Source organism: Delftia sp., assembly GCF_059499305.1.
In genome coordinates this window covers 49818-72511 of record NZ_JCABYI010000013.1, presented here as the reverse complement: position 1 = coordinate 72511, position 22694 = coordinate 49818, and the positions used below count along the sequence as shown (strand labels likewise).

Sequence of the window (22694 nt, the reverse complement as noted above, 5' to 3'; positions counted from 1 at the left end):
CCTGCGGCACACTGCGCGCTGCACGCAGGCCCTTTTCTGCCCTGCCTGCAATCACCGGGAAATTCTTTTCCATGCCTTCGCGCAGCACCAATCCAAACGTCCGGCCAGCGGACATTCCAGTCTCCGCCGACGATGCCGGCAGCCGCACGCTGCGCCGTGGCCTGCAGGTGCTGGACGCCGTGCTGGCCGCAGGCCGCGAAGGCCTGCGCGTCGCTGACCTGTGCCGCGCCACGGGGCTGGAGCGCGCCACGGTGTACCGCCTGCTGTCCACTCTGGTGGACAGCGGCTATGTGGCGCACAGGGGGCGCTTCGGCTATGCGGCCGGCCACCGGCTGGCGGCCACGGCCGCCAGCGCGGGCCAGCCCAACATGGCCGTGCGGCTGCAGCCCGTGCTGGAGCGCGTGAGCGCGGGCTGCGCGGACGCGGCCTTTGCCATCGTGCGCGAAGGTGCGGCATCGCACTGCATCGCCCGCCATGTGGGCACGCATCCGGTGCAGATCCTGGTGATCCAGGTGGGCACGCGCCAGCCGCTGGGCGTGGGAGCGGCGGGCCTGGCCCTGCTGGCCGCCCTGCCCGATGCCGAGGTGCAGGCCGCGATGGCGGCCAACGCGCCCGTGCTGGAGCAGTACGGCGGCATGACGCCCGAGCGCATGGCCCTGCTGGTGAAGGCCACGCGCCAGCGCGGCTGGTCCGTCATCGGCAACCACGCCACGCGCGGCGTGCTGGCCGTGGGCATGGCGGTGCGCAATGCCGAAGGCGAGCCCGTGGCCGCCGTCAGCGTGGCCTCCACGCTGGAGCGCATGCCCGGCGAGCGCCAGAAGCTGATTGCGCGCTCGATAGGCGAGGCCCTGGCGGCCCTGCTGCCGCGCGGCATCTGAGGCCAAGCCCCGGTCTGCACCGACAATCGGCGCTGCACACCACAAGCGCCGCCCCCATGGAACTGAGACAACTCCGCTACTTCGTCCGCATCGTCGAACTCGGCTCCATGAGCCGCGCCGCCCTGGACCTGGACATGGTCCAGTCCGCGCTGAGCCAGCAGGTCAGCCGCCTGGAAAGCGAGCTGTCCACCCGGCTGCTGCAGCGCACGCCGCGCGGCGTGGTGCCCACCGAGGCGGGCGTGGCCTTCTTCCGCGAGGCCCAGCTCACGCTGCGCCATGCCGAGCAGGCCGTGCGCAGCGCGCAGCAGGCGCGGCTGTCGGGCTCGGTCAGCGTGGGCCTGGCGCCCACCACCTCGGCCATGCTGGGCCTGCCCATGATGCAGGCCATGCGCGCGCGCTACCCCGATGTGCGCCTGCACATGGTGGAGGGCATGTCCGGCCACCTGACCGACATGCTCAATGCGCGCGCGCTGGACATGGCCGTGCTGTTCGACGCCCGCCTGCACGGCGGTCAGGCCCGCGCAGGCGGGCGGCGCTGGCAGGTGCACCCGCTGATCGAGGAAGAACTGTTCCTGATCCGCGCGCGCGGCCACCACCCCGAGCCGCTGCCGCCGCAGATGGCGCTGGCCGACCTGGCCGGCGAATCGCTGATCCTGCCCACGGGCCTGCACGGCCTGCGCAGCACGCTGGACACGGCCTTCTCGCAGGCGCGCTTCACGCCGCATCTGGTGCTGGAGGTGGACTCGCTGTCCATGGTCATGGCGGCCGTGGATGCGGGCCTGGGCAGCACGGTGCAGCCCTGGGCCTCCATGGGCCGCTATGCCGATGCCGCGCAGCGCTTCGAGTGGTCGCGTATCACGGACAAAGATGCCCTGCGCACCAACCTGCTGTGCAGCCTGTCCGAGGATGAGCTGTCGCCCGCCGCCCTGGCCGCGCGCGTGGTGCTGATCGACTGCGTGCGCCAGCTGCTGCGCGGCGGCGCCTGGGCCGGCACGGCCCTCATCCATCACGAAGACTGATACCCCCATGCCGGCGGGCCCCTGCCCGCCGCGCTGCGTTCTCCCTACATTCGCAATCCCCACGATGGCGAATGCAAGGAGAACTCCATGGACCCCGATGTCCTGGTCATAGGCGGCGGCAATGCCGCCCTGTGCGCGGCCCTGATGGCGCGCGAGGCAGGCTGCAGCGTGCTGCTGCTGGAGGCGGCGCCGCGCGACTGGCGCGGCGGCAATTCCGGTCACACGCGCAACCTGCGCTGCATGCACGACGCGCCCCAGGACGTGCTGGTCGAGGCCTACCCCGAAGAGGAGTTCTGGCAGGACCTGCTCAAGGTCACGGGCGGCATCACCAACGAGCATCTGGCGCGCATGGTGATCCGTGCCTCCTCCACCTGCCGCGACTGGATGCGCCGCCACGGCGTGCATTTCCAGCCGCCGCTGTCGGGCGCTTTGCACGTGGCGCGCACCAATGCCTTCTTCATGGGCGGCGGCAAGGCCCTGGTCAATGCCTACTACCGCAGCGCCGAACGGCTGGGCGTGCAGGTGCGCTACGCGTCGCCCGTGGACCGGCTGGAGATCGAGGGCGGCGAGTTCAAGGCCGCCTGGGTGGGCGCGCAGCGCATCACCGCAAAGACCTGCGTGCTGGCGGCGGGCGGCTTCGAGTCCAACCGCGAGTGGCTGCGCGAGGCCTGGGGGCAGAACGCGCGCGGCGAATGGCCGTCCGACAACTTCCTGATCCGCGGCACGGCCTTCAACCGCGGCGTGCTGCTGCGCCACCTGCTCGAAGACCATGGCGCCGACCGCATCGGCGATCCCACCCAGGCCCACATGGTGGCCATCGACGCGCGCGCGCCGCTGTACGACGGCGGCATCTGCACGCGCATCGACTGCGTCTCGCTGGGCGTGGTGGTCAACCGCGAGGCCGAGCGTTTCTATGACGAGGGCGAGGACTTCTGGCCCAAGCGCTATGCCATCTGGGGCCGCCTGGTGGCCCAGCAGCCGGGCCAGACCGCCTGGTCCGTCATCGACGCCAAGGCCATTGGCCGCTTCATGCCGCCGGTCTTCCCGGGCGTGCGCGCCGACTCCCTGCCCGAGCTGGCACGCAAGCTGGGCCTGGACGAGGACCGCTTCATGCAGACCCTGGATGCCTACAACGGCGCCTGCCGCGTCGGCCACTTCGACCACACGGCGCTGGACGACTGCCATACCGAGGGCCTGGCCCCCGCCAAGACCCACTGGGCCCGCCCCATCGACACGGCGCCCTTCTACGGCTACCAGCTGCGCCCCGGCGTGACCTTCACCTACCTGGGCCTGGAGACCGACGACACGGCGGCCGTGCGCTTTGCCGGCCAGCCCAGCACCAGCCTGTTCGTGGCCGGCGAAATGATGGCCGGCAACGTGCTGGGCAAGGGCTATACGGCCGGCGTGGGCATGTCCATCGGCACGGCGTTCGGCCGCATCGCGGGCCGCAACGCAGCCCTGGCCGCCGCCGGACAACCTGCCGTGCGCGGCGCAGTGAGATGAAGACCCCCCTGAGTCGCTGCGCGCCATCCCCCAAGGGGGACGACAGCCTCGCTGCGGGGCGGCCCTTGCTCGCTGTCCCTGGTCAGGAGCAGGCCTACTTCAAGCGCTGCGGGCGGCAAGCCAACCCCATGGACGACACATATGCAAAACACAATTAGCGCCCTGGCCCAAGAAGCCCAGGACCTGGCCGCCGGCCGGGTCATTCCCATCCTGCCGGTCTCCACCGAAACGGCCGCCGAAGGCGAGGTGGCGCGTGCCCTGCAGATCTGCAACGCCTGCCGCTACTGCGAAGGCTTTTGCGCGGTCTTCCCGGCCATGACGCGGCGCCTGGAGTTCGGCAAGGCTGATGTGCACTACCTGGCCAACCTGTGCCACAACTGCGGCGCCTGCCTGCATGCCTGCCAGTACGCGCCGCCGCACGAGTTCGCCATCAACATCCCCAAGGCCATGGCCGAGGTGCGCGGCCAGACCTATGCCGACTACGCCTGGCCGCCCGCCCTGGGGCGCCTGTACCAGAGGAACGGGCTCACGCTGTCGCTGGCTCTGGCCGCAGGCCTGTCGCTGTTCCTGGTGCTGGCCGTGGCCCTGCAGGGCGGCCTGGGCCGGCTGTGGGGCGCGGATCTGGGCGCCAACTTCTACAACCTGTTCCCGCACAACCTTCTGGTGGGCATCTTCGCGCCCGTGTTCCTGTTCGTGGTGCTGGCGCTGGCCATGGGCGTGCGCCGCTTCTGGAAGGACGTCAAGCCCGCCACCGGCGGCGTGGACGTGGGCACGCCGGCGGCGGCCGAGGCCGCGCACGACGTGCTGCGCCTCAAATACCTGGAGGGCGGCCACGGCGAGGGCTGCCACAACGAGGACGATGCCTACACCCTGAGCCGCAGGCGCTTTCACCACCTGACCTTCTACGGATTCATGCTGTGCTTTGCGGCCACGGCGCTGGCCACGGTCTACCACTACGTGTTCGGCTGGGCCGCGCCCTACGAATTCCCCAGCCTGCCCAAGCTGCTGGGCGCCGTGGGCGGCACCAGCCTCATGCTGGGCACCGCAGGCCTGTGGCGCCTGAACCGCAGGCGCCACCCGCTGCATGGCGACGCGCGCCAGAAACCCATGGACCTGGGCTTCATCGCCCTGCTGTTCCTGGTCGCGGCCAGCGGCATGGCGCTGTGGCTGGGCCGCGGCACGCCGGCCCTGGCCCTGCTGCTGTGCCTGCACCTGGGCGCGGTGATCGCCCTGTTCGCCACCCTGCCCTACGGCAAGTTCGCGCACGGCGTGTTCCGCACGGCATCCCTGCTGCGCCACAACACCGAAAAGCGCCAGCCCAGCCCCATCGGGCTGGGCGCCGACTAGCCGCATCCGCCCCGATTCCCAGCCAATGACGGAGACAACCCCATGATGAACAAGCGCAACTTCCTGCACGCCAGCGCCCTGGCCGCCTCCCTGCTCGCACTGGCCGCCAGTGCGCAGGCCCAGGACTTTCCTCCCAAGAAGCCCGTGTCCCTGGTCGTGGGCTTCGCCGCCGGCGGCGCTGCCGATGCGGCCGCGCGCCTGATCGCCAAGAAGCTGGGCGAGAACATCGGCCAGAGCGTGGTGGTGGAGAACAAGGGCGGCGCGGGCGGCAACATCGCCCACCAGCAGGTGGCCAATGCGGCGGCCGACGGCTCGGTGCTGCTGTTCGGCTCGGTGGGGCCGCTGACCATTGCGCCGCACCTGATGAAGCTGCCCTACGACCCCTTCAAGGACCTGGCGCCCATCTCGGGCGGCGTGAACTTTCCCAACGTGCTGGTGGTGCACAAGGGCGCGGGCGTGAAGACCCTGGCCGAGTTCGTGGCCAAGGCCAGGAAGAACCCGGGCACGGTGGACTACGCCTCGACGGGCGCGGGCTCGGCCTCCCACCTGGCAGGCGAGCTGTTCAACCAGCGCGCGGGCATCGACATGGTGCACGTGCCCTACAAGGGCGGCGCGCCCGCGCTGCAGGACCTGCTGGGCGAGCGCGTGACCAGCTACTTCGCAGCGCCGCCCACGGCCCTGCCCCACATCGAGGCCGGCAAGCTGATCCCGCTGGCCACCACGGGCCTCACGCGCCCGGCGTACATGCCCGACATCCCCACGGTGGCCGAAGCCGGCTATCCCGGCTTCGAGGCGCTGAACTGGTATGCCTTCGTGGCACCGGGCAAGACGCCCAAGCCGATGCTGGACCGCTGGAACACCGAGATCGTCAAGGTACTCAATGACCCCGGCGTCAAGGACGCGCTGAACAAGCACGGCCTCACCCCCCAGCCCACCACGCGCGCCGAGTTCGCGGCCTTCATGAAGAAGGAGTACGAGCAGTGGGGCAGGCTGGTGAAGGAGCGAAAGCTCTCGGCGGAGTGAGCGGCTTGCAGGCGTTCAGAGTTTGATCGGCTTGCGTGCCACGGGCGCTGCAAAGCCCGCGCACAGGCGGTTCCAGACATTGATGCTGCCGATGGCATAGGTCAGCTCCACCATCTCGCGCTCGCTGAAATGCGGGCGCAGCGCCTCGAAGTCCTGCTGCTCGGGATGGGCCTGGCTCAGGCGCGTGCAGCGCTCGGCCCAGTTCAGGGCGGCGCGCTCGCGCCCGTCGTAGAAATCCACCTCGGGCCAGGTGACGATGCTGTTGATGCGCTGCAGGTCCTCGCCCCGGGACAGCAGTTCGCGCGTGTGCATGTCCACGCAGAAGGCGCAGCCGTTGATCTGCGAGACGCGCAGGAACACCAGCTCCAGCAGCTGGATGCCCAGGCTGGACTCGTGCAGCAGCGCGTTGATGCCGGCCTGGGCCTTGTACAGCTCGGGGGCCACGGCCTGGAAGTTCAGGCGCGGCGTGGGGGCGGCAAGAGGACGGGCGCCGGTGGCAGCGGAAGACGAAGCGGACATGGAAAACACTCCTTGAGGGATGTAGCAGCCTGCCGGAATGGCTGGCCCATACCTTCAAGACGCGCGGGGCGTGCGCGTTGTGACAGCGTTGGCGAAAATTTTTTCGCAGCCCCGGCCCCATCGCCCATTCCCCCCCGGCTGCCCCTCAATCCGCCACGATGCGCCGCTCCGTGGCGATCTTGCGGTACAGGGCGTTCTCGGCCGCGATCTCGCGCGCGAACTCCTCGGGACGGTTGCCGATCACGCGCGAGCCCGTGTCCTCGATCTGGCGGCGCACCTCGGGGCTGGCCAGCGCGCGCTGGGCGGCCGCATGCAGGCGCGCCACGATCTCGGGCGACAGCCCCTTGGGGCCGTAGATGCCGTAGAAGGCGCTGCGGTTGACCGGCTCCAGCCCCAGCTCCTTGAAGGTGGGCACCTGGGGCAGCTGGGCCAGGCGCTCGGGCGCGGCCACCGCCAGCGCGGTGAGCCGGCCCGCCTTGATGAAGGGCAGGGCCGAGGGCAGGTTGTCGAAGACGATGGGCACCTGGCCCGCCACCGCATCGTTGAGCGCAGGGCCCGAGCCCCGGTAGGGCACATGCGTGAGCGACAGCCCCGAGCGGCTGGACATCAGCTCCATCAGCATGTGGCCTATGGAGCCCGTGCCCGCCGTGCCGTAGGCATGCTTGCCGGGGTTCTTCTTCACCTCGTCCACGAAGGCCGCAAAGCTCTGCGCCTTGAAGCCCGGATGCACGGCCAGCACATTGGGCGTGGCCGCAATGTTGGTGATGGGCGTGAAATCGGTGAGCGGGTTGTAGGGCAGGCGCGGGTTGATGGCCGCATTGGTGGCCGTGGTGGACACGGTGGCCACGCCCAGCGTGTAGCCGTCGGGCTGGGCACGCGCGGCCTCGTGCGCGCCGATGGCGCCTCCGCCGCCGCCCTTGTTGTCCACCACCAGCGGCTGGCCCAGGGCCTCGGCCATGCGCGGCGCAATCGCGCGCGCCACGATGTCGGTGGTGCCGCCGGCCGCAAACGGCACGATCAGGCGCACCGGGCGCGTGGGATAGGCGCCGGCATCGGCCGCCATGGCGCCCGGTGCGGCGCCTGCGGCCAGCAGCAGGGCGCACAGGCTGCGGCGTGAAGTGAAGTGGTTCATGGGATGTCTCCTGGGAATGGCTGTGTTTTGAACGGACGGTGGAGGTTTCTGTCAGGCCGATGCGCGGCGCACGATGTGCGAGCGGTCCAGCGCGCCGCAGGAGGAGGCGCCCAGCATGGCCAGGTTGCGGTCCACCTCGTCGCGCAGCAGGCCGATGGCGTGCAGCACGCCGGCCTCGCCGCCCACGGCGGCGGCGTAGTTGAAGGGCCGGCCCACCAGCACCATGCGCGCGCCCAGCGCCACGGCCTTGAGCACATCGGAGCCGCGCCTGAAGCCCCCGTCGATCAGCACGGGATAGTCCGGCCCCACAGCCGCCACCACGTCCTCAAGAATGCGCATGGCCGACACCGCGCCGTCGAGCTGGCGCCCGCCATGGTTGGACAGCACGATGCCGTCGGCCCCCACGCGCCGCGCCTGCAGCGCGTCCTCCACGCTGAGCACGCCCTTGATGACCAGCGGCCCCTTCCAGCGGCGGCGGATGGCCTCGATGTGGCGCCAGCTCAGGTGGTCGCGTGCCGAAAAATCGCGCATCACGCTGGACGACATGATGGGCGCGCCGCGCGTGGCAAAGGAGTTCTCGAAATGCGGCATGCCGTGGCGCAGCAGCGTGCGCAGGAAGGTGCCGGCCACCCAGCCCGGGCGCACCATGCCGTCCCAGGCCAGGCGCAGGCTGGGCTTGAGCGGCGTGGAAAAGCCGGTGCGGATGTTGTTCTCGCGGTTGGCGGAGATCGGTATGTCCACCGTCACCACCAGGGTGCGAAAGCCTGCGCGCTCCACGCGGTCGATCAGCGCGTCGATGCGGGCCTGGTCACCGGGGATATAGGCCTGGAACCAGGTGGCCGGGCTCTCGCGCGCCACCTCCTCCATGGGGATCAGCGAAGTGCCGCTCATCACCGACACAATGCCCGCGCGCTGGGCCGCGCGGGCCAGCACCAGGTCGCCCCGGTAGGTGGACAGCGCATTGATGCCCATGGGCGCAATGCCGAAGGGGCTGGCATAGCGCTCGCCGAACAGCTCCACGGCCTGCGAGCGCTGCGACACATCGGCCAGCACGCGCGTGGTCAGGCCCCATTCGCCAAACACCTCGCGGTTGTCGCGCAGCGAGGCGTTGTCCTCTGCCGCCCCGGCGATGTAGCCGAAGATGGGCCGGGGCAGCCTGCGGCGCGCGGCTTCCTCGAAATCATGCAGCGACAGCATGCGGCGCAGCACGGCCGGGGCGCGCGGCGCCGGCAGGGCGGATGCCGAAGGCGTGGAGGCAGAGGCAGAGGAGGAAGCGATGGCGGCCATGGTGCGGACCTCGGAATGTTCAGGAACCGGCGCCACTGTAGGCCGCGCATCCATTGAATGAAAGTGGATTATTTAGAATGCACTTGTTCGCTTTTTGCCAATGACAAGCCCATGTCCACACCCTCGGTCAAGCAGCTCGAAGCCTTCTGGTGGGCCGCCACCTGCAGCAACTTCGCCACGGCCGCGCAGCGCGTGCACCTGTCCGTGTCCTCGCTGTCCAAGCGCATCACGGAACTGGAGTCCGCGCTGGGCCAGCCGCTGTTCGACCGCAGCGGCCACCGCGCCGTGCTCACCGATGCCGGCCAGCGCCTGCTGCCCGCCGCGCTGGAGGTGCTCAACGCCATGGCCGCGCTGGGCCAGGCCCTGGACACGCGCGAGGCGCTGGCCGGCCATTGCCGCTTCGGCGTGGGCGACCTGTCGGCGCTGACCTGGCTGCCGGCCTTCGTGGCCGCCGCGCGCCAGGCCCATCCGCAACTGGTGCTGGAGCCCCATGTGGACGTGGGCGGCGTGCTGGAGCAGCGGCTGGACGACGGCGAGCTGGACTTTGCCGTCATCGCGGGCCGCTCCTCGCGCAGCAGCCTGCTGTCCCGCCCCGTGGGCGCCGCGCGCTTTGCCTGGGCCGTGGCCCCCGGCCTGGCAGGCGCGGGCCGCCTGGGCGCCACGGCCCTGCTGCAGCGTCATGCGCTGGTCACCCTGCCCCCGCAGGCCGGCACCACGCGCCTGCTGGACGACTGGCTGCTGGCCCAGGGCGCCAGCGTGCGCGAGCGCATCCTGTGCAACAGCTGGGGCGCCGTGGCCGGCATGCTGCGCGCCGGCCTGGGCGTGGGCTTCCTGCCCACCGGCTGGATCGCCGCCCTGGGCCTGCGCGCCGTCGGGGGCGCCCATCCCAAGGCCGCCCTCGCTCCCCTGCACTACGCCTTCCAATGGCGGCGCGGCGACGCCCGCGCCCTGATCCCGGCCATGCAGCAACTGGCGCAGGCGCAGGTGGATTTCACGGTGATGCCGGGGTTGGTGGGTGCAGGGCCGCACGCCTCGCCGCATCACACTCGCAGCAAAGGCCATCCAGCCGAAATCGGGCAAGATGGCACTTGGAAGCAGACCTCCCGTAACCTGTACGACACAGACGAAGATGCCGCCTGCCATCGCTGAAGTCATTGAGATCCAGGGCCGCTCCGAGCAAGGCGCGCAAAAGCCGTTTCTGTGCCGGGCCGACGATGGCCAGACCTACTACGTCAAAGGACGGCAGACGGATCGGTCCAGCCTGTGCAACGAGTGGATCTGTGCGCATCTGGCCGTGCAGTTGGGCCTGCCGCTGCCGCCCTTCAAGCTGCTGCATGTCAGCCAGGAACTTCTGGACGAGGCGCCCAGGCCATGGCGTGAATTGGGCTGCGGCATAGCGTTCGGCTCGCAGCGTCATCCCGGATGCACCTGGTTCGACAAAGCCCAGATCCTGCATGTACCGCAGGATCTGCAGGCCAACATCCTCGCCTTCGACTGGTGGGTACAGAACGTGGACCGCATGGACGGCAACTCCAACCTGCTGTGGGATGCGCATCGCAGCGCATTGGTGGTCATCGACCACAACCTGGCCTTCGACCCGCATCTGGACGCCGCAACCTTTATCGAGAATCACATTTTCAGAGGCTGCTGGCAGAAGACAGATCTTGTGTCGCGCGACCGGCTACAGGATCAACTTTCCGAGGCGATGGATGCCGTTTTCCGCTTTGCCTGCGACAATATTCCACCGGAATGGCATTGGAACAACCCGGAATGCGACATCCCCGCCAGGGTGGACATCAATGCCATTGCCGCGACGCTTGCGAAGTGCAAATCGCCCGACTTTTGGAGGTTCACATGAAGCCTCTTGCCTGCCGCTATTCGATAGTCCAATTTGTCCCGTATGCCGAGACCGGCGAGTTCGCCAACGTCGGCATTGTGCTGACCTGCCCGCAAAGCGGGTACTTCGGTTTTCTGCTGCAAAGCCGCAAATCCAAGCGCGTCACCGATTTCTTCGATGCGCTTGACAGGGATTTTTACAAGAGCGCAGTCAAGGCCGTGGAGGAAGAGTTGTCGCGGCTCGAGACCCTCGCCCACAGCCTGGCGCCGCAGGCGAAGACAGATGCTTTGAGGGGGATGATGGCCGCGCTCGAGCAGCCACGCGAAGCCATTGTGCGCTTCAGCCCCGCCAGAGTGGTGCTCACCCAGGATCCGGCCCGGGAGTTGCGGCAGCAGTTCGACCACTATGTCGACCATGCTTTTGCCACGCCCGAGTACGTGGAACGCACGATGAACGAACGCCTGAGGGCTTTGCTGGGCGGCCTCGAATTGGATGCGCCGTTCAGGCCGGCGCGCATAGGCAACGAGTACGTCAGTGCCCGGTTCGACTTCGTGCAGACGGTGGGCGACAAGCCCCGCAAGATCATCAAGGCCCTGCATCTGGGCCAAAGCGATGCCAACGACATTGCTGCGCATGGCGACGTCTGGACCGGCAAGATCGCGCGACTGATCCGGCAGCGTGAATTGCCCGGAGACATCCTCGTCAATGTGAACCTGCCTCCACAGGACAAGCAGGCTCACAGGGAAGTCAGCCAGGACATCATGCGGGAGCTCGAGCACCACAAGGTGATCGTGGTGGCTGGCGAAGGCCAGTCCGCCATGCAGAGCATCAAGGAATTCGCGCAGCATTAGGCGCAGCCCTGCGGGCACAGCGCCGTCCAGCGGTCAGCCCTCCCCCCACTCCACCAACTGCGGCCGCACCTGCACCACCTGCCCCGCGCGCAGACCTTCGCCGTCGATGGCGCGGAAGGCCTCGGCCATCAGGCCTTCGACGTTCTGGCGCACCATGTGCACCGGAAAGCGCAGGCATTCGGCATAGGGGTCCCAGTCGTAGCTGCCAAAGCTGCATTGCGCCAGTTCCGCATCGGGCAGTCCACGCAGGAAGCGGATGGCGCCTTGCAGCGTGATGCCCGATGAGAACAGCAGGGCGCGCGGCAGGCCGCCCAGGCGCTGGTAGAGCGCGGCCATGGCAAGGCGGGCCGCTTCGGGGTCGTAGCCGCAGCAGACGATGTGCTCGTCCGCCACCGGCGTGTGGGGCGCCAGGGCTTCGCGAAAGCCGGCCAGGCGCTGCTCGGTGGCGTACTCCTTGCGGACGCCGCCCAGAAAGCAGATGGCGTCCTGCGGCGCACCTGCCGGGAGCCTGGAGCGCGCCAGCAGCAGGCGCGTGAGTTCGGCCGCACCCCAGCGGTTGTCGCTGGTGACGGAGGGCGCCTTTTTCCCGGGCAGATCCACGTTGACATGGCGCACGCCGGCCTGGCGGCATTCGGCGCTGATGGCGTCGGGCCGGGTGGCGCCCGTGACGATGAGGTGCTCCACACGAAAGGCGATCAGCGAGCGCACGGTCTCCACCTCCAGCGCGCCGTCGCGCAGCGTGCTGACCACCAGCGGGCACAGGCCGCGCGCGTGGGCCATGCGCTCGAAGGCCTGGGACAGCGCGCCGAAGAAGCGGTCCTCGTGCGTGGGAATCACCATGCCGATCAGCCCCGAGCGCTGGCGGCGCAGGCCGCTGGCCTGGCGGTTCACGGCAAAGCTGTGTTCCTGGGCGAGCTGCTGCACGCGGCGCGCGGTCTCCTCGCTGATGCGCCGCGACTGCCAGCTGCCGTTGAGGATGGCGCTGACCGTCGAGGCCGAGGTGCCGGCCAGTTCGGCCAGGTCGTAGATGGTGGAGGTTCGGGGGCGGTTCACGGTGCTCTGCAGGGGTTGGGACGGGAGCGCTCGGCGGCCATCGTAGCCGCTGCGGCAGCGATTCGGGCGGACCGGAGCCGGCACGCAGCAGCGGCCCGGGAAATCCCGCATCGGCAATGGAAGTCCATCTGTCTATAGTTTGCGCAATCGATTGTGCAAAACAGGGGGAGGAGCGCCATGTTCCATGGATTCAGCCGGTTCTCGAGGGCACTGTTGGCCTGCACCCTGGCGGTGCTGGCAGGCGCGGCCAGCGCCGAGGATGTTTCGGTGGTGGCCAAGGTCGGGGGCATTCCGTGGTTCAACGCCATGGAGACCGGCATCCGCAAGGCAGGCCGCGAGCTGGGCATCTCCAGCGGCATGGTCGGCCCCACCGAGGCCGATGCGGCCCAGCAGGTGCGCGCGGTCGAGGACCTGATCGCGCGCCGCAGCAAGGTCATCGCCGTGGTGCCCAACGATGCCAGGGCGCTGGAGCCCGTGTTCCGGCGTGCGCGCAGCGCAGGCATCAAGGTGCTCACGCACGAGTCGCCCGACCAGAAGGGCGCCGACTGGAACATCGAGCTGAGCAGCGTCGCGGGCTTTGGCGAGCGCCACATGGACAGCTTGGCCAAGGCCATGGGTGGCGAGGGCAAGTACGTGGTCTTCGTGGGCTCGCTGACCGTGCCGCTGCACAACGCCTGGGCCGATGCGGCCATCGCCCACCAGAAAAAGCAGTGGCCGAAGATGCAGCTGGTGTCCGAGCGCTTCGGCGTGGCCGAGAGCCTGGACGACTCCTACCGCAGCGCCCAGGACCTGATGCGCGCGCATCCCGACCTCAAGGGCTTTCTGGCCTTCGGCAGCCAGGGCCCCATTGGCGCGGGCCGCGCGGTGGCCGATGCGCGCAAAGCCGACCGCATTGCCGTGGTGGGGTCGTTCTCGCCGGGCCAGGGCGCCAAGCTGGTGCGCGACGGCGTGATCCGCGAAGGCTTCATCTGGAACCCCGCGCTGGCCGGCGAGGTGATCGTGCATGTGGGCAAGATGCTGATCGACGGCCGCGAGCCCACGGACGGCATGGAGATACCGGGCTTGGGCAAGGTCCAGGTGGACCGCGAGCGCCGCAACATCCAGGGCCAGAAGCTGGAGCCGATCAACCGGCAGACCATAGACCGGCTGGTCGGCCTGGGCCTGTGAGCCGCGCGCTGCCATGGATGCCACCACAACGGCGCTGGTCCGCATGCAGGCGGTCACCGTGCGCTTTGGCGAGGCCACCGCGCTGCATGCTCTGGACTGGGACGTGATGCCCGGCGAGGTGCACTGCCTGATGGGCAGCAACGGCAGCGGCAAGAGCACGGCGATCAAGGTGCTCAGCGGCGTGCACGCGCCGCAGCCGGGCGCGCGCATCGACATCGGCGGACAGACGGTGCAGCGGCTGGACCCGGCGCTGGCCAAGTCCCTGGGCATCCAGGTGATCTACCAGGACCTGTCGCTGTTTCCCAACCTGAGCGTGGCCGAGAACATCGCCTTCGACCAGGCCATGGGCCGCTGGTGGGCGCCCGTGCGCCGCAGGCGCCAGCGCGAGGCGGCCCAGGCCGTGTTGCGGCGCCTGGGCATTGCGCTGCCGCTGGATGCGCGGGTGGGCGACCTGCCCATTGCGGGCCGCCAGCTTGTGGCCATCTGCCGGGGCATGGCGGCCCGGGCCAGGCTGCTGTTCATGGACGAGCCCACGGCCTCGCTCACGCGCGCCGAGGTCGATGCGCTGCTGGCCGTGGTGCGCCGGCTCCAGGCCGATGGCATGGCCATCGTCTTCGTGAGCCACAAGCTGGACGAGGTCATGGAGATCGCCGACCGCGTCACCGTGCTGCGCGACGGGCGCAAGCTCGGCACCTGGCCCGCCGAACAGTTGTCGGATCGGCAACTGGCCGCGCTGATGACCGGGCAGGAACTGAAGGAAAGCCTGCATGCGCGCGACATGTCCGCCGCGCCCGCGCTGCTGGAAGTGCGCGGTCTGGGCCGCGATGGCGACTACGAGGACGTGAGCTTCGACGTGCGCGAGGGCGAGATCCTGGGCCTGACCGGGCTGCTGGGCGCGGGCCGCACCGAGCTGGCCCTGGGCCTGTTCGGCATGCGCAGGCCCGACCGCGGCAGCATCCGCCTGGGCGGCCGCACGCTGGTACTGCGCAGCAACCGCGATGCCATGGCGGCGGGCATTGCCTATGTGCCCGAGGACCGCCAGTCCATCGGCCTGAACCTGCGCCAGTCCGTGCAGGACAACCTGGTGCTGGCCATGCTGCCGCGCCTGTCCGGCCCGCTGGGCTGGCTGCCCGCCAGTCGCCGTGCCGCCACCGCAGCCCAGTGGCGCGACCGCCTGCACATGCGCCTGCCCGCGCTGGACGCACCCGTGCACCAGCTGTCCGGCGGCAATGCCCAGCGCGTGGTGCTGGCCCGCTGGCTGGCGACCGCGCCACGCCTGCTGATCCTCGACTCGCCCACCGTGGGCGTGGACATCGGCAACCGCCAGGGCATCTTCGAGATCGTGCACGGGCTCGCCGCACAGGGCATGGCGGTGATCGTCATCTCGGACGAGGTGGCCGAGGTCCATGCCCACTGCGACCGCGTGCTGCACATGCGCGGCGGGCGCATGGCCGGCGAGTTCGTGCCGGGGGTGCATTCCGAAAGCCAGATCGAGGAGGCCGTCTATGCCTGAACACGCACACGCGCTGCTGCACCACCCCGTGGCCCGGCTGGGCCTGGCCATTGCCGCCATGGCCCTGCTGTTCGGCGCCCTGGCGCCGGGCTTCTGGACGCTGGGCAACTGGATGGACGTGGCCGAGGGCGCATCGGTCACCGCCATCATGGCCGTGGGCCTGCTGGTGGTACTGGTCGCGGGCGGCATCGACATCTCGTTTGCCGCCACGGCCACGGTGGCGCAGTACCTTGCGGCCCTCGCGGCCACACGCCTGGGCTGGACACCGGCGGCCAGCATCGCGCTGGGCCTGGCCACGGGACTGGCGCTGGGCGCATTCAACGCCCTGCTCATCCACCGCCTGCGCGCCACCTCCATCACCATCACCATCTCCACGCTGAACCTGTACTTCGCGCTGCTGATGCATGGCACGGGCGGCCGGTCCATCTACGACCTGCCGTCGTGGTGGAGCGATTCCGTGGTGCTGGCCCGCTTCGCGGGCGCCGACGGCGCAGACCCCGTGCGCCTGACCCTGCCCATCGCCGTGGCCGGCACAGCCGCCCTGCTGACCGCGCTGCTGCTGGGCCGCAGCGCGCTGGGACGGCGCCTGTACGCCTTCGGCGGCAACCCCGAGGCCGCCCACCGCATGGGCATCGGCCTGGGCGCCATCCAGGGCGTGGCCTATGGCTGGCTCGGCATGATGGCGGCCATCGCAGGCCTGGTGCAGGCGCACCGCGTGGGCGAGTCGGTGCCCAACGCCCTGGTCGGCACGGAGCTGTTCGTGCTCGCAGCCGCCGTGCTGGGCGGCGCCAGCCTGTTCGGCGGCACGGGCAGCGTGGGCGGCGTGCTGATGGGCGTGCTGCTGCTGGCCGTGCTGCGCAATGGGCTGAATCTGATGGGCGTGTCGCCGTATTTCTTCCAGGTGCTGCTGGGCGCCGTGGTGCTGGCCTGCGCGGCCGCAACGGGACTGCGGCGCACGCAGCGACGCAACCAGCAGCGCAGCGCTGACGCCACTCCTGCAGCGCCTTTGGCGGGGGCCGCGCCATGAACCGCAGCACTGGCGCGCCGCTGGGCCTGATCGCGCTGCTGGCGCTGCTGTGCGCCGTGTTCACGCTGCTGCTGCCCGGCAGCTTCGCCACCCTGGGCACGCTGCAATCGGTGCTGCTGCAGATCCCCGAGCTGGGCCTGCTGGCACTGGCGCAGATGCTGCCGCTGGTCAGTGGCGGCATCAACCTGGCCGTGGTCGCCAGCGCCAACATGGCGGGCCTGGCCATGGCTTGGGTGCTGGTGGGAGGCCTGTCGGCGCTGGGCCTGGACCTGTCGGGCCATGAGGGCCTGCTCATCGCCGCAGCACTGACCGTGGGCGCCCTCGCCAGCCTGCTGGTGGGGCTGGCCAGCGGCTGGCTGGTGGCGCGCGTCCATGCGCATCCCATCCTCGTCACGCTGGGCACCATGTCGCTGATCAACGGCCTGTGCGTCTGGCTCACGCACGGCAAGCCCATTGCAGGCTTTCCCGAGGCCTTCCAGGCCCTGGGCTCGGCCCAGTGGCTGGGCCTGCCGCTGCCGTTCTGGATCTTCGCGGCCGTGTGCCTGCTGGTGGGCCTGTACCTGGGCAGCACACGCCACGGGCTGGCCATCCGCATGGTCGGCTCCAATGCCGAGGCCACGCGCCATGCGGGCATCGACACGCGCCGCGTGCTGATCGGCGTCTACACCCTGTCCACGCTGCTGTGCTGGATCGCGGCCGTGCTGATGATGGCGCGCTTCAACTCGGCCAGCGCGGGCTACGCCCAGTCCTACCTGCTGGTCACGGTGCTTGCGGCCATCCTGGGCGGCACCGATCCCATGGGCGGCTTCGGCCGGGTGTCGGGGCTGTTCGTCGCCCTGCTCATCCTGCAGGTGCTGTCCAGCGGGGTGAACCTGCTGGGCGCCAATGCCCAGCTCACGCAGGCCCTGTGGGGCGCCACCATGATCGCCGCCGTGGCCGCGCGCCACCTGCTGGCGCGCTGGCGGGGCCGTGCCCGGGCACCCGCCGAACCCTCCCCTTCACGCTCTCGCAGCGTCCAACCGGAGCCCCTATGAACCCCCTCGGCATCCACGCCCTTGTCTGGGCCGGCGACCTGTCGCCGGCCTCCACCCGCCATGTGATCGAGCAGACGCGCCAGGCCGGTTACGACCTGGTCGAGCTGTCCCTGCACGGCCCCCGGCTCATGGACCTGGCGCTCACGCGTGATCTGCTGCAGGAGCATGGCCTGGGCGTGGGCTGCTCGCGGGGCCTGACCTTCGAGGCCGATGTCTCCAGCGAAGACCCCGCCGTGGTCGCGCGCGGCCTGGCGCTGCTGCAAGAGGGCGTGGACATCACGGCGCGCCTGGGCGGACGCTATTTCGGCGGCATCCTCTACGGCGCCATGGCGAAATACGGCCACCCCTGCACGCCACGGGGCCGGCGCAACGCGATCGAGGCCGTGCGGCGCATTGCCGACTTCGCGGGCGAGCGCGGCGTCACGCTGGGCCTGGAGGTGGTCAACCGCTACGAAAGCAATCTGCTGAACACGGCCGCGCAGGCGCTGGAGTTCATCGACGAAGTCGGCCAGCCCCATGTCTGCGTGCACCTGGACACCTACCACATGAACATCGAGGAAGCCGACCTCGCCGCGCCCGTGCTGGCCTGCGGACAGCGGCTGGGCTATGTGCACATCGGCGAGAACCACCGCGGCTACCTGGGCGCGGGCCACATCGACTTCGCGCAGTTCTTCGGCGCACTCGCGCAGATCGGCTACCAGGGCACCGTCACCTTCGAGAGCTTCTCGTCGGCCATCGTCAACGAGCAGCTGTCGAACGCGCTGGCCATCTGGCGCCCGATGTGGGAAGACGGCATGGACCTGGCCCTGCACGCACGCGGCTTCATGGCAGACGGGCTGGCCAGCGCGCAGCAGGCACGCGCATGACGGCCATCCTGCCGCCCGAGGCCCTGGCGCGTGCGTTTGCGCTGGCACGCTCCGGCCCCCGCCGCCTGCTGGGCCTGGCTGGCCCGCCCGGCGCAGGCAAGAGCACGGTCTGCTCCGCCCTGCTGCAGGAGCTGGGCCCGCTGGCGGCGGCCGTGCCCATGGACGGCTTCCACATGGCGCAGTCCGCGCTGCAGCGCCTGGGCCGCGCGCAGCGCAAGGGCGCGCCCGACACCTTCGACTCGGCCGGCTACGTGGCGCTGCTGCGCCGCCTGCACACGCCCATGGCCGGTGAAACGGTCTACGCCCCCGAATTCCGGCGCGCCATCGAGGAGCCCATTGCAGGCGCCATCGCCATCGCGCCCGGCGTGCCCCTGGTCATCACCGAAGGCAACTACCTGCTGATGGAGGAACAGGATGCGCCAGGCACACACTGGCATGCCGTGCGCGCGCTGTTGGACGAGGTCTGGTACGTGGACATGGACGACCGCCTTCGCATCGAACGCCTGACCCGCCGCCACGAACTCCACGGCCGCAGCCCCCAGGCCGCACGCGACTGGGTGGCGCAGGTGGACGAGCCCAATGCGCGCCGCATTGCGGCAACGCGGGGGCGGGCGGATTGGGTGTTGCGCTGGGGGTGAGGCTGCCGGACACAGCCCCCGCTCAGAACGCCACCACGCCCCCGTCCTTGCGCGGGTCCGATCCGCCGATGTAGTGGTCGCCGTCGCGCAGCACCAGTTGTGCGCCGCCGAAGGCGAAGACGCCATGGCCTTCCTCCACCGTGACCTCATGGCCGCGTGCGCGCAGGGCGGCGACGACCTCGGCGTCGAAGGCGGGTTCCACGGCCACGCCCTTGCCGCCCGTCACGCGCCAGCGCGGTGCGTCGGCGGCGGCCTGGGGGTTCTGGCCGTAGCGCAGCACGCGCAGGGCCATCTGCAGGTGGCCCTGGCTCTGCATGGGGCCGCCCATCACGCCGAAGGCCATCTGGGGCGTGCCGTCGGCGTTCATCGCAAAGGCCGGGATGATGGTGTGCGAGGGGCGCTTGCGTGGCGCGACCTCGTTGGCATGGCCGGCTTGCGTGGTGAAGCCGTGGCCGCGGTTTTGCAGGCTGATGCCGGTGCCCGGCACGACCACGCCCGAGCCGAAGCCCATGTAGTTGGACTGGATGAACGAGACCATCATGCCGCTGGCATCGGCCGCCGCCAGGTAGACCGTGCCGCCCGGGCGCGGTGCGCCGTAGGTGGGCGCGCTGGCGCGCTCGCGGTCAATGAGCGCCGCGCGTTCGCGCAGGTAGCCGGCGTCCAGCAGATGGGCGGATTCGACGCGCATGTGGTCGCCGTCGGCGTTGTATTCGTGCAGGTCGGCCAGGGCCAGCTTCATGGCCTCGACCTGCAGGTGCACGGACTCCACGCCGTCCAGCGGCTCGGCGCCCACGCCCAGTGCATCCAGCATGCCCAGCGCCATCAGCGCGGCAATGCCCTGGCCGTTGGGCGGGATCTCGTGGATCACCGAATCGCCAAAGGTCTGCGACACCGTGCCGACCCAGTCGGCCTGGTGGGCGGCCAGGTCGGCCTCGGTCATGGCGCCGCCGCAGGCCTTGGCGTGCTCGGCCATCGAGCGCGCCAGTGCGCCGCGGTAGAAGGACTCGCCCTTGGTGGCGGCGATCTCCTCCAGCGTGCGCGCATGGGCTTCGCTGCGGAACACCTCGCCCGCCTTGGGGGCCTTGCCATCGGGCAGGAAGCACTCGGCAAAACCGGGCTGGTCACCGAGCTTGGCTCCGCCCAGCGCCCACAGCGTGGCGATGGTGGGCGAGACCGCAAAGCCGTCGCGCGCATAGCGGATGGCGGGCTGGGCCAGTTGCTCGAACGGCAGCTTGCCGAAGCGGCGCGACAGCTCCACCCAGGCCGAGACGGCACCGGGCACGGTGACGGCGTTCCACCCCTTCTCGGGAATGCCGCCCAGCGCGGCGAAGTACTCGGGCGTCCAGGCTTCGGGCGAGCGGCCCGAGGCATTGAGGCCGTGCAATTCCTTGCCATCCCACAGGATGCAGAAGGCATCGCTGCCCAGGCCGCAGCCCGTGGGCTCGACCACGGTCAGCGCCATGGCCGTGGCAATGGCCGCATCCACCGCATTGCCGCCGGCCAGCAGCATGGACAGTCCGGCCTGCGCGGCCAGCGGCTGCGAGGTGGAGACCATGTTGCGGCCCAGCACCGAAGAGCGGTGCGAGGCGTAGGGAAGTGTCCAGTCCGTAACAGTGCTTGTCATATCAATTTCCATAGCGCCAACGCGCCACCGATAGCTTGAGGAACCGCAGGCACGGCCCAGCTCAGGGACGCCAAGCAAGGGCCTACGCCGGCCGCGCCACCCCGCAGCAAGGGCGTCGTCCCCCTCCCGCAGGAGAGGGGGAAGCGGCAAAGCCGCTCAGGGGGTGCTTCACTCAATCCAATGTGATTTTGTTGTCTTTGATGACCTGCGCCCAGCGCGCGCTGTCGGCCTGCACCATGGCAGCGAACTGCGCGGGCGTGCGGGGCGATGCGGCCTCCACGCCCTGCTTGGCCAGGCTGGCCACCACCTCGGGATTCTGGATGGCCTTGTTGAAGGCCTGATTGATCCGCGCGACAAGTTCGGGCTTCATGCCGGCCGGGCCATAGACGCCGAACCAGGTGACCGAAGAATAGCCAGGCAGGCCGGACTCGGCCACCGTGGGCAGGTCGGGCGCCAGCGCGCTGCGCTTGTCGCCGGTCACGGCCAGGGCGCGCAGGCGGCCGCTGGCCACATGGGGCATGCCGGTGGGAATGGAGTCGAACAGCAGGTGCACCTGGCCAGCGGCCAGGTCGGTGATGGACTGGGCCGTGCCCTTGTAGGGCACATGGGTCAGTTGCAGGCCCGCGCGCGCCGCGAAGGCCGCAGCGTTCAGGTGGACGATGGTGCCGTTGCCGCTGCTGGCGTAGTTGAGGGCGCCCGGATGGGCCTTGGCATAGGCGATCAGCTCCTGCACGTTGCGCACGGGCAGCGAGGGCGTGACCAGCAGGATGCTGGCCGCGCCGCCGATCTCGGCAATGGGCGTGAAATCCTTGTCGGCCTTGTAGGCCAGACGGGTCATCAGGTGCGGCGAGATGGCATGCGTGCTGCTGGTGGTGAACAGCAGCGTGTAGCCGTCCGGCGAGGCCTTGGCGGCCTCGCCCGTGCCGATGGTGCCGCCCGCGCCGGGGCGGTTGTCGATGACCAGCTGCTGGCCCAGGTCCTGGGACATGCGCTGCGCCACCACGCGCGCCACGAGGTCGGTGGCGCCGCTGGCCGGAAAGGGCACGACCAGGCGCACCGGGTGCGAGGGCCAGGACGCCTGGCCCTGTGCCACGGCGGGCAGGGCCATGGCGCCAGCCAGGGCACAGGCCGCAGCCACGAGGGCGCGGCGTGGAAGTAAAACGCTGGGCAATGCCTTCATGGGCACACTCCTGGTCAGAGGGTTGGACAGCTGCAGCCGCTGCTCCCTGCAACGCCGCAACAGGCCATCGTAGAACCCTCGCCCCTTTGCCGCCATCAGCAAATTTGCAAACCTGCGTTGCCTCTGCGGCAAATTGATGACAATGGGGGCGACATGCCCGACGCCCGCCACCTTCTCCTGCAGGACACCGCGCTGCGCTACTTCCATGAAGTGGCGCAATGCGGATCGCTGACCGAGGCATCGGCGCGGCTGCATGTGGCGGCCTCGGCCATCAGCCGCCAGATCGCGGCGCTGGAGGGGCTGCTGGGCACGCCGCTGTTCGAACGCCACCCGCGCGGCATGGTGCTCAATGCGGCCGGCGAGATCCTGGCCGACCATGTGCGCCGCGCCGGCCTGGATGCCGAGCGCGCGCTGGGCGAGATCGAGGCCCTGCAGGGGCTGCGCAGCGGCCGCGTGCGCATCGCAAGCTCCGACGCCTTTGCCAACGAGTTCCTGCCGCGCCTGTGCGCGGCCTTCCAGCGCGAGCACGCCGGCATCGTCTTCGAGGTCATGGTGCTGCCCACGCCCGCCGTGCCCGAGGCCGTGCGCAGCGGCACGGCCGACATCGGCCTGTGCTTCAGCCGCGCGCCCGAAAAAGGCATTGCCGTGGCCTGCCGCGTGGCCGCGCCGCTGGTGGCCCTGGTCGCCCCCGGCCATGCGCTGGCGCAGGCGCGGCGCCTGTCGCTGGCCCAGCTGGTGCGCCATCCGCTGGCGCTCACGCCGGCCGACACGGCCGTGCGCCAGCTGCTGGACGCCGCCTGCAGCCGCCAGGGCCTGATGCTGATGCCGGTGATGGAGAGCAACCACGGCAAGACCCTGCTGAACTTTGCAGCCCAGGGCGCCGCCGTGGCCGTGGCCAGCGAGATCGCCGCGCGCCACATGGTGGCCACAGGCGCACTGGTGGCCGTGGCGCTCAGCGACCGGGGCATGGACCTGCGCGACATCGAGGTGCAGACCCTGGCCGGCCGCACGCTGCCGCATGCGGCGCAGTCCTTCCTGGAAATGCTGCAGCTCAGGCTGCCAACCTCCTGGTAATCCACCTGGCCCCCTGGCATGGAACGCCCAGACACAAAACACGGCAAGCCTGCTGAATTTGCAATGCATTCCAAGGTCTTGGTTACAACAACCAGATAACTCCTGTTTTTCAGCGCCGCCAT

At 69.9% G+C, this 22694-nt stretch carries 21 protein-coding genes; 15 read left to right on the top strand and 6 right to left on the bottom strand.

All coding sequences use genetic code 11. From position 1 onward, the window contains the following. Positions 1 to 71 precede the first annotated feature (71 nt). The 5 genes from AC5I49_RS09600 to AC5I49_RS09580 all read left to right on the top strand — a co-directional run bounded on the left by AC5I49_RS09600 (position 72) and on the right by AC5I49_RS09580 (position 5770). Entirely contained in the window at positions 72 to 878 is an 807-nt protein-coding gene (locus tag AC5I49_RS09600; RefSeq protein ID WP_013804645.1) for an IclR family transcriptional regulator, read from the top strand. Between the two features lie 56 nt (positions 879 to 934). Then, a complete protein-coding gene (locus tag AC5I49_RS09595; RefSeq protein ID WP_012202727.1) occupies positions 935 to 1897 on the top strand; it encodes a LysR substrate-binding domain-containing protein in 963 nt (320 codons plus the stop codon). 87 nt (positions 1898 to 1984) lie between these two features. Continuing rightward, positions 1985 to 3400, top strand: a complete 1416-nt coding sequence (gene tcuA, locus AC5I49_RS09590) for an FAD-dependent tricarballylate dehydrogenase TcuA (RefSeq protein WP_495789256.1) — start codon at positions 1985 to 1987, stop codon at positions 3398 to 3400. 141 nt (positions 3401 to 3541) lie between these two features. Beyond that, entirely contained in the window at positions 3542 to 4747 is a 1206-nt protein-coding gene (gene tcuB, locus AC5I49_RS09585; RefSeq protein ID WP_495789255.1) for a tricarballylate utilization 4Fe-4S protein TcuB, read from the top strand. A gap of 42 nt (positions 4748 to 4789) precedes the next feature. Further along, positions 4790 to 5770 carry a Bug family tripartite tricarboxylate transporter substrate binding protein gene (locus tag AC5I49_RS09580; RefSeq protein ID WP_193726181.1) on the top strand — a complete coding sequence of 327 codons (981 nt, stop codon included), beginning with the start codon at positions 4790 to 4792 and terminating at the stop codon, positions 5768 to 5770. 15 nt (positions 5771 to 5785) lie between these two features. Here the strand turns inward: AC5I49_RS09580 and AC5I49_RS09575 are convergent, their stop codons facing one another. The 3 genes from AC5I49_RS09575 to AC5I49_RS09565 form a co-directional block, all read right to left on the bottom strand. Continuing rightward, a complete protein-coding gene (locus AC5I49_RS09575) occupies positions 5786 to 6289 on the bottom strand; it encodes a carboxymuconolactone decarboxylase family protein (protein WP_338499030.1) in 504 nt (167 codons plus the stop codon). Between the two features lie 145 nt (positions 6290 to 6434). Continuing rightward, entirely contained in the window at positions 6435 to 7421 is a 987-nt protein-coding gene (locus tag AC5I49_RS09570) for a tripartite tricarboxylate transporter substrate binding protein BugE (RefSeq protein WP_061289031.1), read from the bottom strand. A 51-nt stretch (positions 7422 to 7472) separates the two neighbouring features. Beyond that, positions 7473 to 8708: an alpha-hydroxy acid oxidase gene (locus tag AC5I49_RS09565; protein ID WP_061289028.1), complete on the bottom strand. Its 1236-nt coding sequence runs from the start codon at positions 8706 to 8708 to the stop codon at positions 7473 to 7475. 111 nt (positions 8709 to 8819) lie between these two features. Between AC5I49_RS09565 and AC5I49_RS09560 the strand changes: the two genes are divergently transcribed. Genes AC5I49_RS09560 through AC5I49_RS09550 form a run of 3 tightly spaced genes read left to right on the top strand, consistent with a single transcriptional unit; the run spans position 8820 to position 11396 of the window. Then, positions 8820 to 9857 carry a LysR family transcriptional regulator gene (locus AC5I49_RS09560; protein WP_061289026.1) on the top strand — a complete coding sequence of 346 codons (1038 nt, stop codon included), beginning with the start codon at positions 8820 to 8822 and terminating at the stop codon, positions 9855 to 9857. Further along, a complete protein-coding gene (locus tag AC5I49_RS09555; protein ID WP_017405896.1) occupies positions 9838 to 10566 on the top strand; it encodes a HipA family kinase in 729 nt (242 codons plus the stop codon). The genes AC5I49_RS09560 and AC5I49_RS09555 overlap by 20 nt, the downstream gene beginning before the upstream one ends. Continuing rightward, positions 10563 to 11396 (top strand): DUF3037 domain-containing protein, encoded by an 834-nt coding sequence (locus tag AC5I49_RS09550; RefSeq protein ID WP_016449560.1) that lies wholly within the window; start codon positions 10563 to 10565, stop codon positions 11394 to 11396. Before AC5I49_RS09555 ends, AC5I49_RS09550 begins: the two co-directional genes overlap by 4 nt. Positions 11397 to 11429: 33 nt before the next feature. Here the strand turns inward: AC5I49_RS09550 and AC5I49_RS09545 are convergent, their stop codons facing one another. Next, the gene (locus AC5I49_RS09545) at positions 11430 to 12449 is read right to left on the bottom strand and encodes a LacI family DNA-binding transcriptional regulator (protein WP_227468512.1); all 1020 of its coding nucleotides are present in this window, start codon (positions 12447 to 12449) and stop codon (positions 11430 to 11432) included. 177 nt (positions 12450 to 12626) lie between these two features. Here AC5I49_RS09545 and AC5I49_RS09540 point away from each other — a divergent pair, with 177 nt between their 5' ends. From AC5I49_RS09540 to AC5I49_RS09515, 6 genes are read left to right on the top strand one after another with little or no spacing between them, the layout of a single operon-like run. Further along, positions 12627 to 13616: a substrate-binding domain-containing protein gene (locus AC5I49_RS09540; protein WP_495789254.1), complete on the top strand. Its 990-nt coding sequence runs from the start codon at positions 12627 to 12629 to the stop codon at positions 13614 to 13616. Between the two features lie 13 nt (positions 13617 to 13629). Next, a complete protein-coding gene (locus AC5I49_RS09535; RefSeq protein ID WP_495789253.1) occupies positions 13630 to 15129 on the top strand; it encodes a sugar ABC transporter ATP-binding protein in 1500 nt (499 codons plus the stop codon). Continuing rightward, a complete protein-coding gene (locus tag AC5I49_RS09530) occupies positions 15122 to 16156 on the top strand; it encodes an ABC transporter permease (protein WP_495789252.1) in 1035 nt (344 codons plus the stop codon). Before AC5I49_RS09535 ends, AC5I49_RS09530 begins: the two co-directional genes overlap by 8 nt. Further along, on the top strand, positions 16153 to 17190 hold the full coding sequence (locus AC5I49_RS09525) for an ABC transporter permease (protein WP_495789251.1): 1038 nt from the start codon (positions 16153 to 16155) through the stop codon (positions 17188 to 17190). Before AC5I49_RS09530 ends, AC5I49_RS09525 begins: the two co-directional genes overlap by 4 nt. After that, positions 17187 to 18056 (top strand): sugar phosphate isomerase/epimerase family protein, encoded by an 870-nt coding sequence (locus AC5I49_RS09520; protein ID WP_017405890.1) that lies wholly within the window; start codon positions 17187 to 17189, stop codon positions 18054 to 18056. The genes AC5I49_RS09525 and AC5I49_RS09520 overlap by 4 nt, the downstream gene beginning before the upstream one ends. Then, positions 18053 to 18694, top strand: a complete 642-nt coding sequence (locus tag AC5I49_RS09515; protein ID WP_495789250.1) for a nucleoside/nucleotide kinase family protein — start codon at positions 18053 to 18055, stop codon at positions 18692 to 18694. Before AC5I49_RS09520 ends, AC5I49_RS09515 begins: the two co-directional genes overlap by 4 nt. 22 nt (positions 18695 to 18716) lie before the next feature. On the opposite strand, the gene AC5I49_RS09510 is transcribed toward AC5I49_RS09515, so the two are convergent. After that, entirely contained in the window at positions 18717 to 20318 is a 1602-nt protein-coding gene (locus AC5I49_RS09510) for a gamma-glutamyltransferase family protein (RefSeq protein WP_061289004.1), read from the bottom strand. 172 nt (positions 20319 to 20490) lie between these two features. Continuing rightward, positions 20491 to 21498: a Bug family tripartite tricarboxylate transporter substrate binding protein gene (locus AC5I49_RS09505; protein ID WP_495789249.1), complete on the bottom strand. Its 1008-nt coding sequence runs from the start codon at positions 21496 to 21498 to the stop codon at positions 20491 to 20493. 153 nt (positions 21499 to 21651) lie between these two features. On the opposite strand from AC5I49_RS09505, the gene AC5I49_RS09500 reads away from it, so the two are divergent. Beyond that, positions 21652 to 22572 (top strand): LysR family transcriptional regulator, encoded by a 921-nt coding sequence (locus AC5I49_RS09500; protein WP_026062511.1) that lies wholly within the window; start codon positions 21652 to 21654, stop codon positions 22570 to 22572. Positions 22573 to 22694 lie beyond the last annotated feature (122 nt).

What these genes read in the sequence shown, in the direction of transcription:
- AC5I49_RS09510 (WP_061289004.1), bottom strand. Translation starts at nt 20,318, where the DNA reads ATGACAAGCACTGTTACGGACTGGACACTTCCCTACGCCTCGCACCGC.
- AC5I49_RS09500 (WP_026062511.1), top strand. Translation starts at nt 21,652, where the DNA reads ATGCCCGACGCCCGCCACCTTCTCCTGCAGGACACCGCGCTGCGCTAC.
- AC5I49_RS09515 (WP_495789250.1), top strand. Translation starts at nt 18,053, where the DNA reads ATGACGGCCATCCTGCCGCCCGAGGCCCTGGCGCGTGCGTTTGCGCTG.
- AC5I49_RS09600 (WP_013804645.1), top strand. Translation starts at nt 72, where the DNA reads ATGCCTTCGCGCAGCACCAATCCAAACGTCCGGCCAGCGGACATTCCA.
- AC5I49_RS09530 (WP_495789252.1), top strand. Translation starts at nt 15,122, where the DNA reads ATGCCTGAACACGCACACGCGCTGCTGCACCACCCCGTGGCCCGGCTG.
- AC5I49_RS09535 (WP_495789253.1), top strand. Translation starts at nt 13,630, where the DNA reads ATGGATGCCACCACAACGGCGCTGGTCCGCATGCAGGCGGTCACCGTG.
- AC5I49_RS09560 (WP_061289026.1), top strand. Translation starts at nt 8,820, where the DNA reads ATGTCCACACCCTCGGTCAAGCAGCTCGAAGCCTTCTGGTGGGCCGCC.
- AC5I49_RS09565 (WP_061289028.1), bottom strand. Translation starts at nt 8,708, where the DNA reads ATGGCCGCCATCGCTTCCTCCTCTGCCTCTGCCTCCACGCCTTCGGCA.
- AC5I49_RS09540 (WP_495789254.1), top strand. Translation starts at nt 12,627, where the DNA reads ATGTTCCATGGATTCAGCCGGTTCTCGAGGGCACTGTTGGCCTGCACC.
- AC5I49_RS09555 (WP_017405896.1), top strand. Translation starts at nt 9,838, where the DNA reads ATGCCGCCTGCCATCGCTGAAGTCATTGAGATCCAGGGCCGCTCCGAG.
- AC5I49_RS09575 (WP_338499030.1), bottom strand. Translation starts at nt 6,289, where the DNA reads ATGTCCGCTTCGTCTTCCGCTGCCACCGGCGCCCGTCCTCTTGCCGCC.
- AC5I49_RS09570 (WP_061289031.1), bottom strand. Translation starts at nt 7,421, where the DNA reads ATGAACCACTTCACTTCACGCCGCAGCCTGTGCGCCCTGCTGCTGGCC.
- AC5I49_RS09505 (WP_495789249.1), bottom strand. Translation starts at nt 21,498, where the DNA reads ATGAAGGCATTGCCCAGCGTTTTACTTCCACGCCGCGCCCTCGTGGCT.
- tcuA (WP_495789256.1), top strand. Translation starts at nt 1,985, where the DNA reads ATGGACCCCGATGTCCTGGTCATAGGCGGCGGCAATGCCGCCCTGTGC.
- AC5I49_RS09525 (WP_495789251.1), top strand. Translation starts at nt 16,153, where the DNA reads ATGAACCGCAGCACTGGCGCGCCGCTGGGCCTGATCGCGCTGCTGGCG.
- AC5I49_RS09595 (WP_012202727.1), top strand. Translation starts at nt 935, where the DNA reads ATGGAACTGAGACAACTCCGCTACTTCGTCCGCATCGTCGAACTCGGC.
- AC5I49_RS09520 (WP_017405890.1), top strand. Translation starts at nt 17,187, where the DNA reads ATGAACCCCCTCGGCATCCACGCCCTTGTCTGGGCCGGCGACCTGTCG.
- tcuB (WP_495789255.1), top strand. Translation starts at nt 3,542, where the DNA reads ATGCAAAACACAATTAGCGCCCTGGCCCAAGAAGCCCAGGACCTGGCC.
- AC5I49_RS09580 (WP_193726181.1), top strand. Translation starts at nt 4,790, where the DNA reads ATGATGAACAAGCGCAACTTCCTGCACGCCAGCGCCCTGGCCGCCTCC.
- AC5I49_RS09550 (WP_016449560.1), top strand. Translation starts at nt 10,563, where the DNA reads ATGAAGCCTCTTGCCTGCCGCTATTCGATAGTCCAATTTGTCCCGTAT.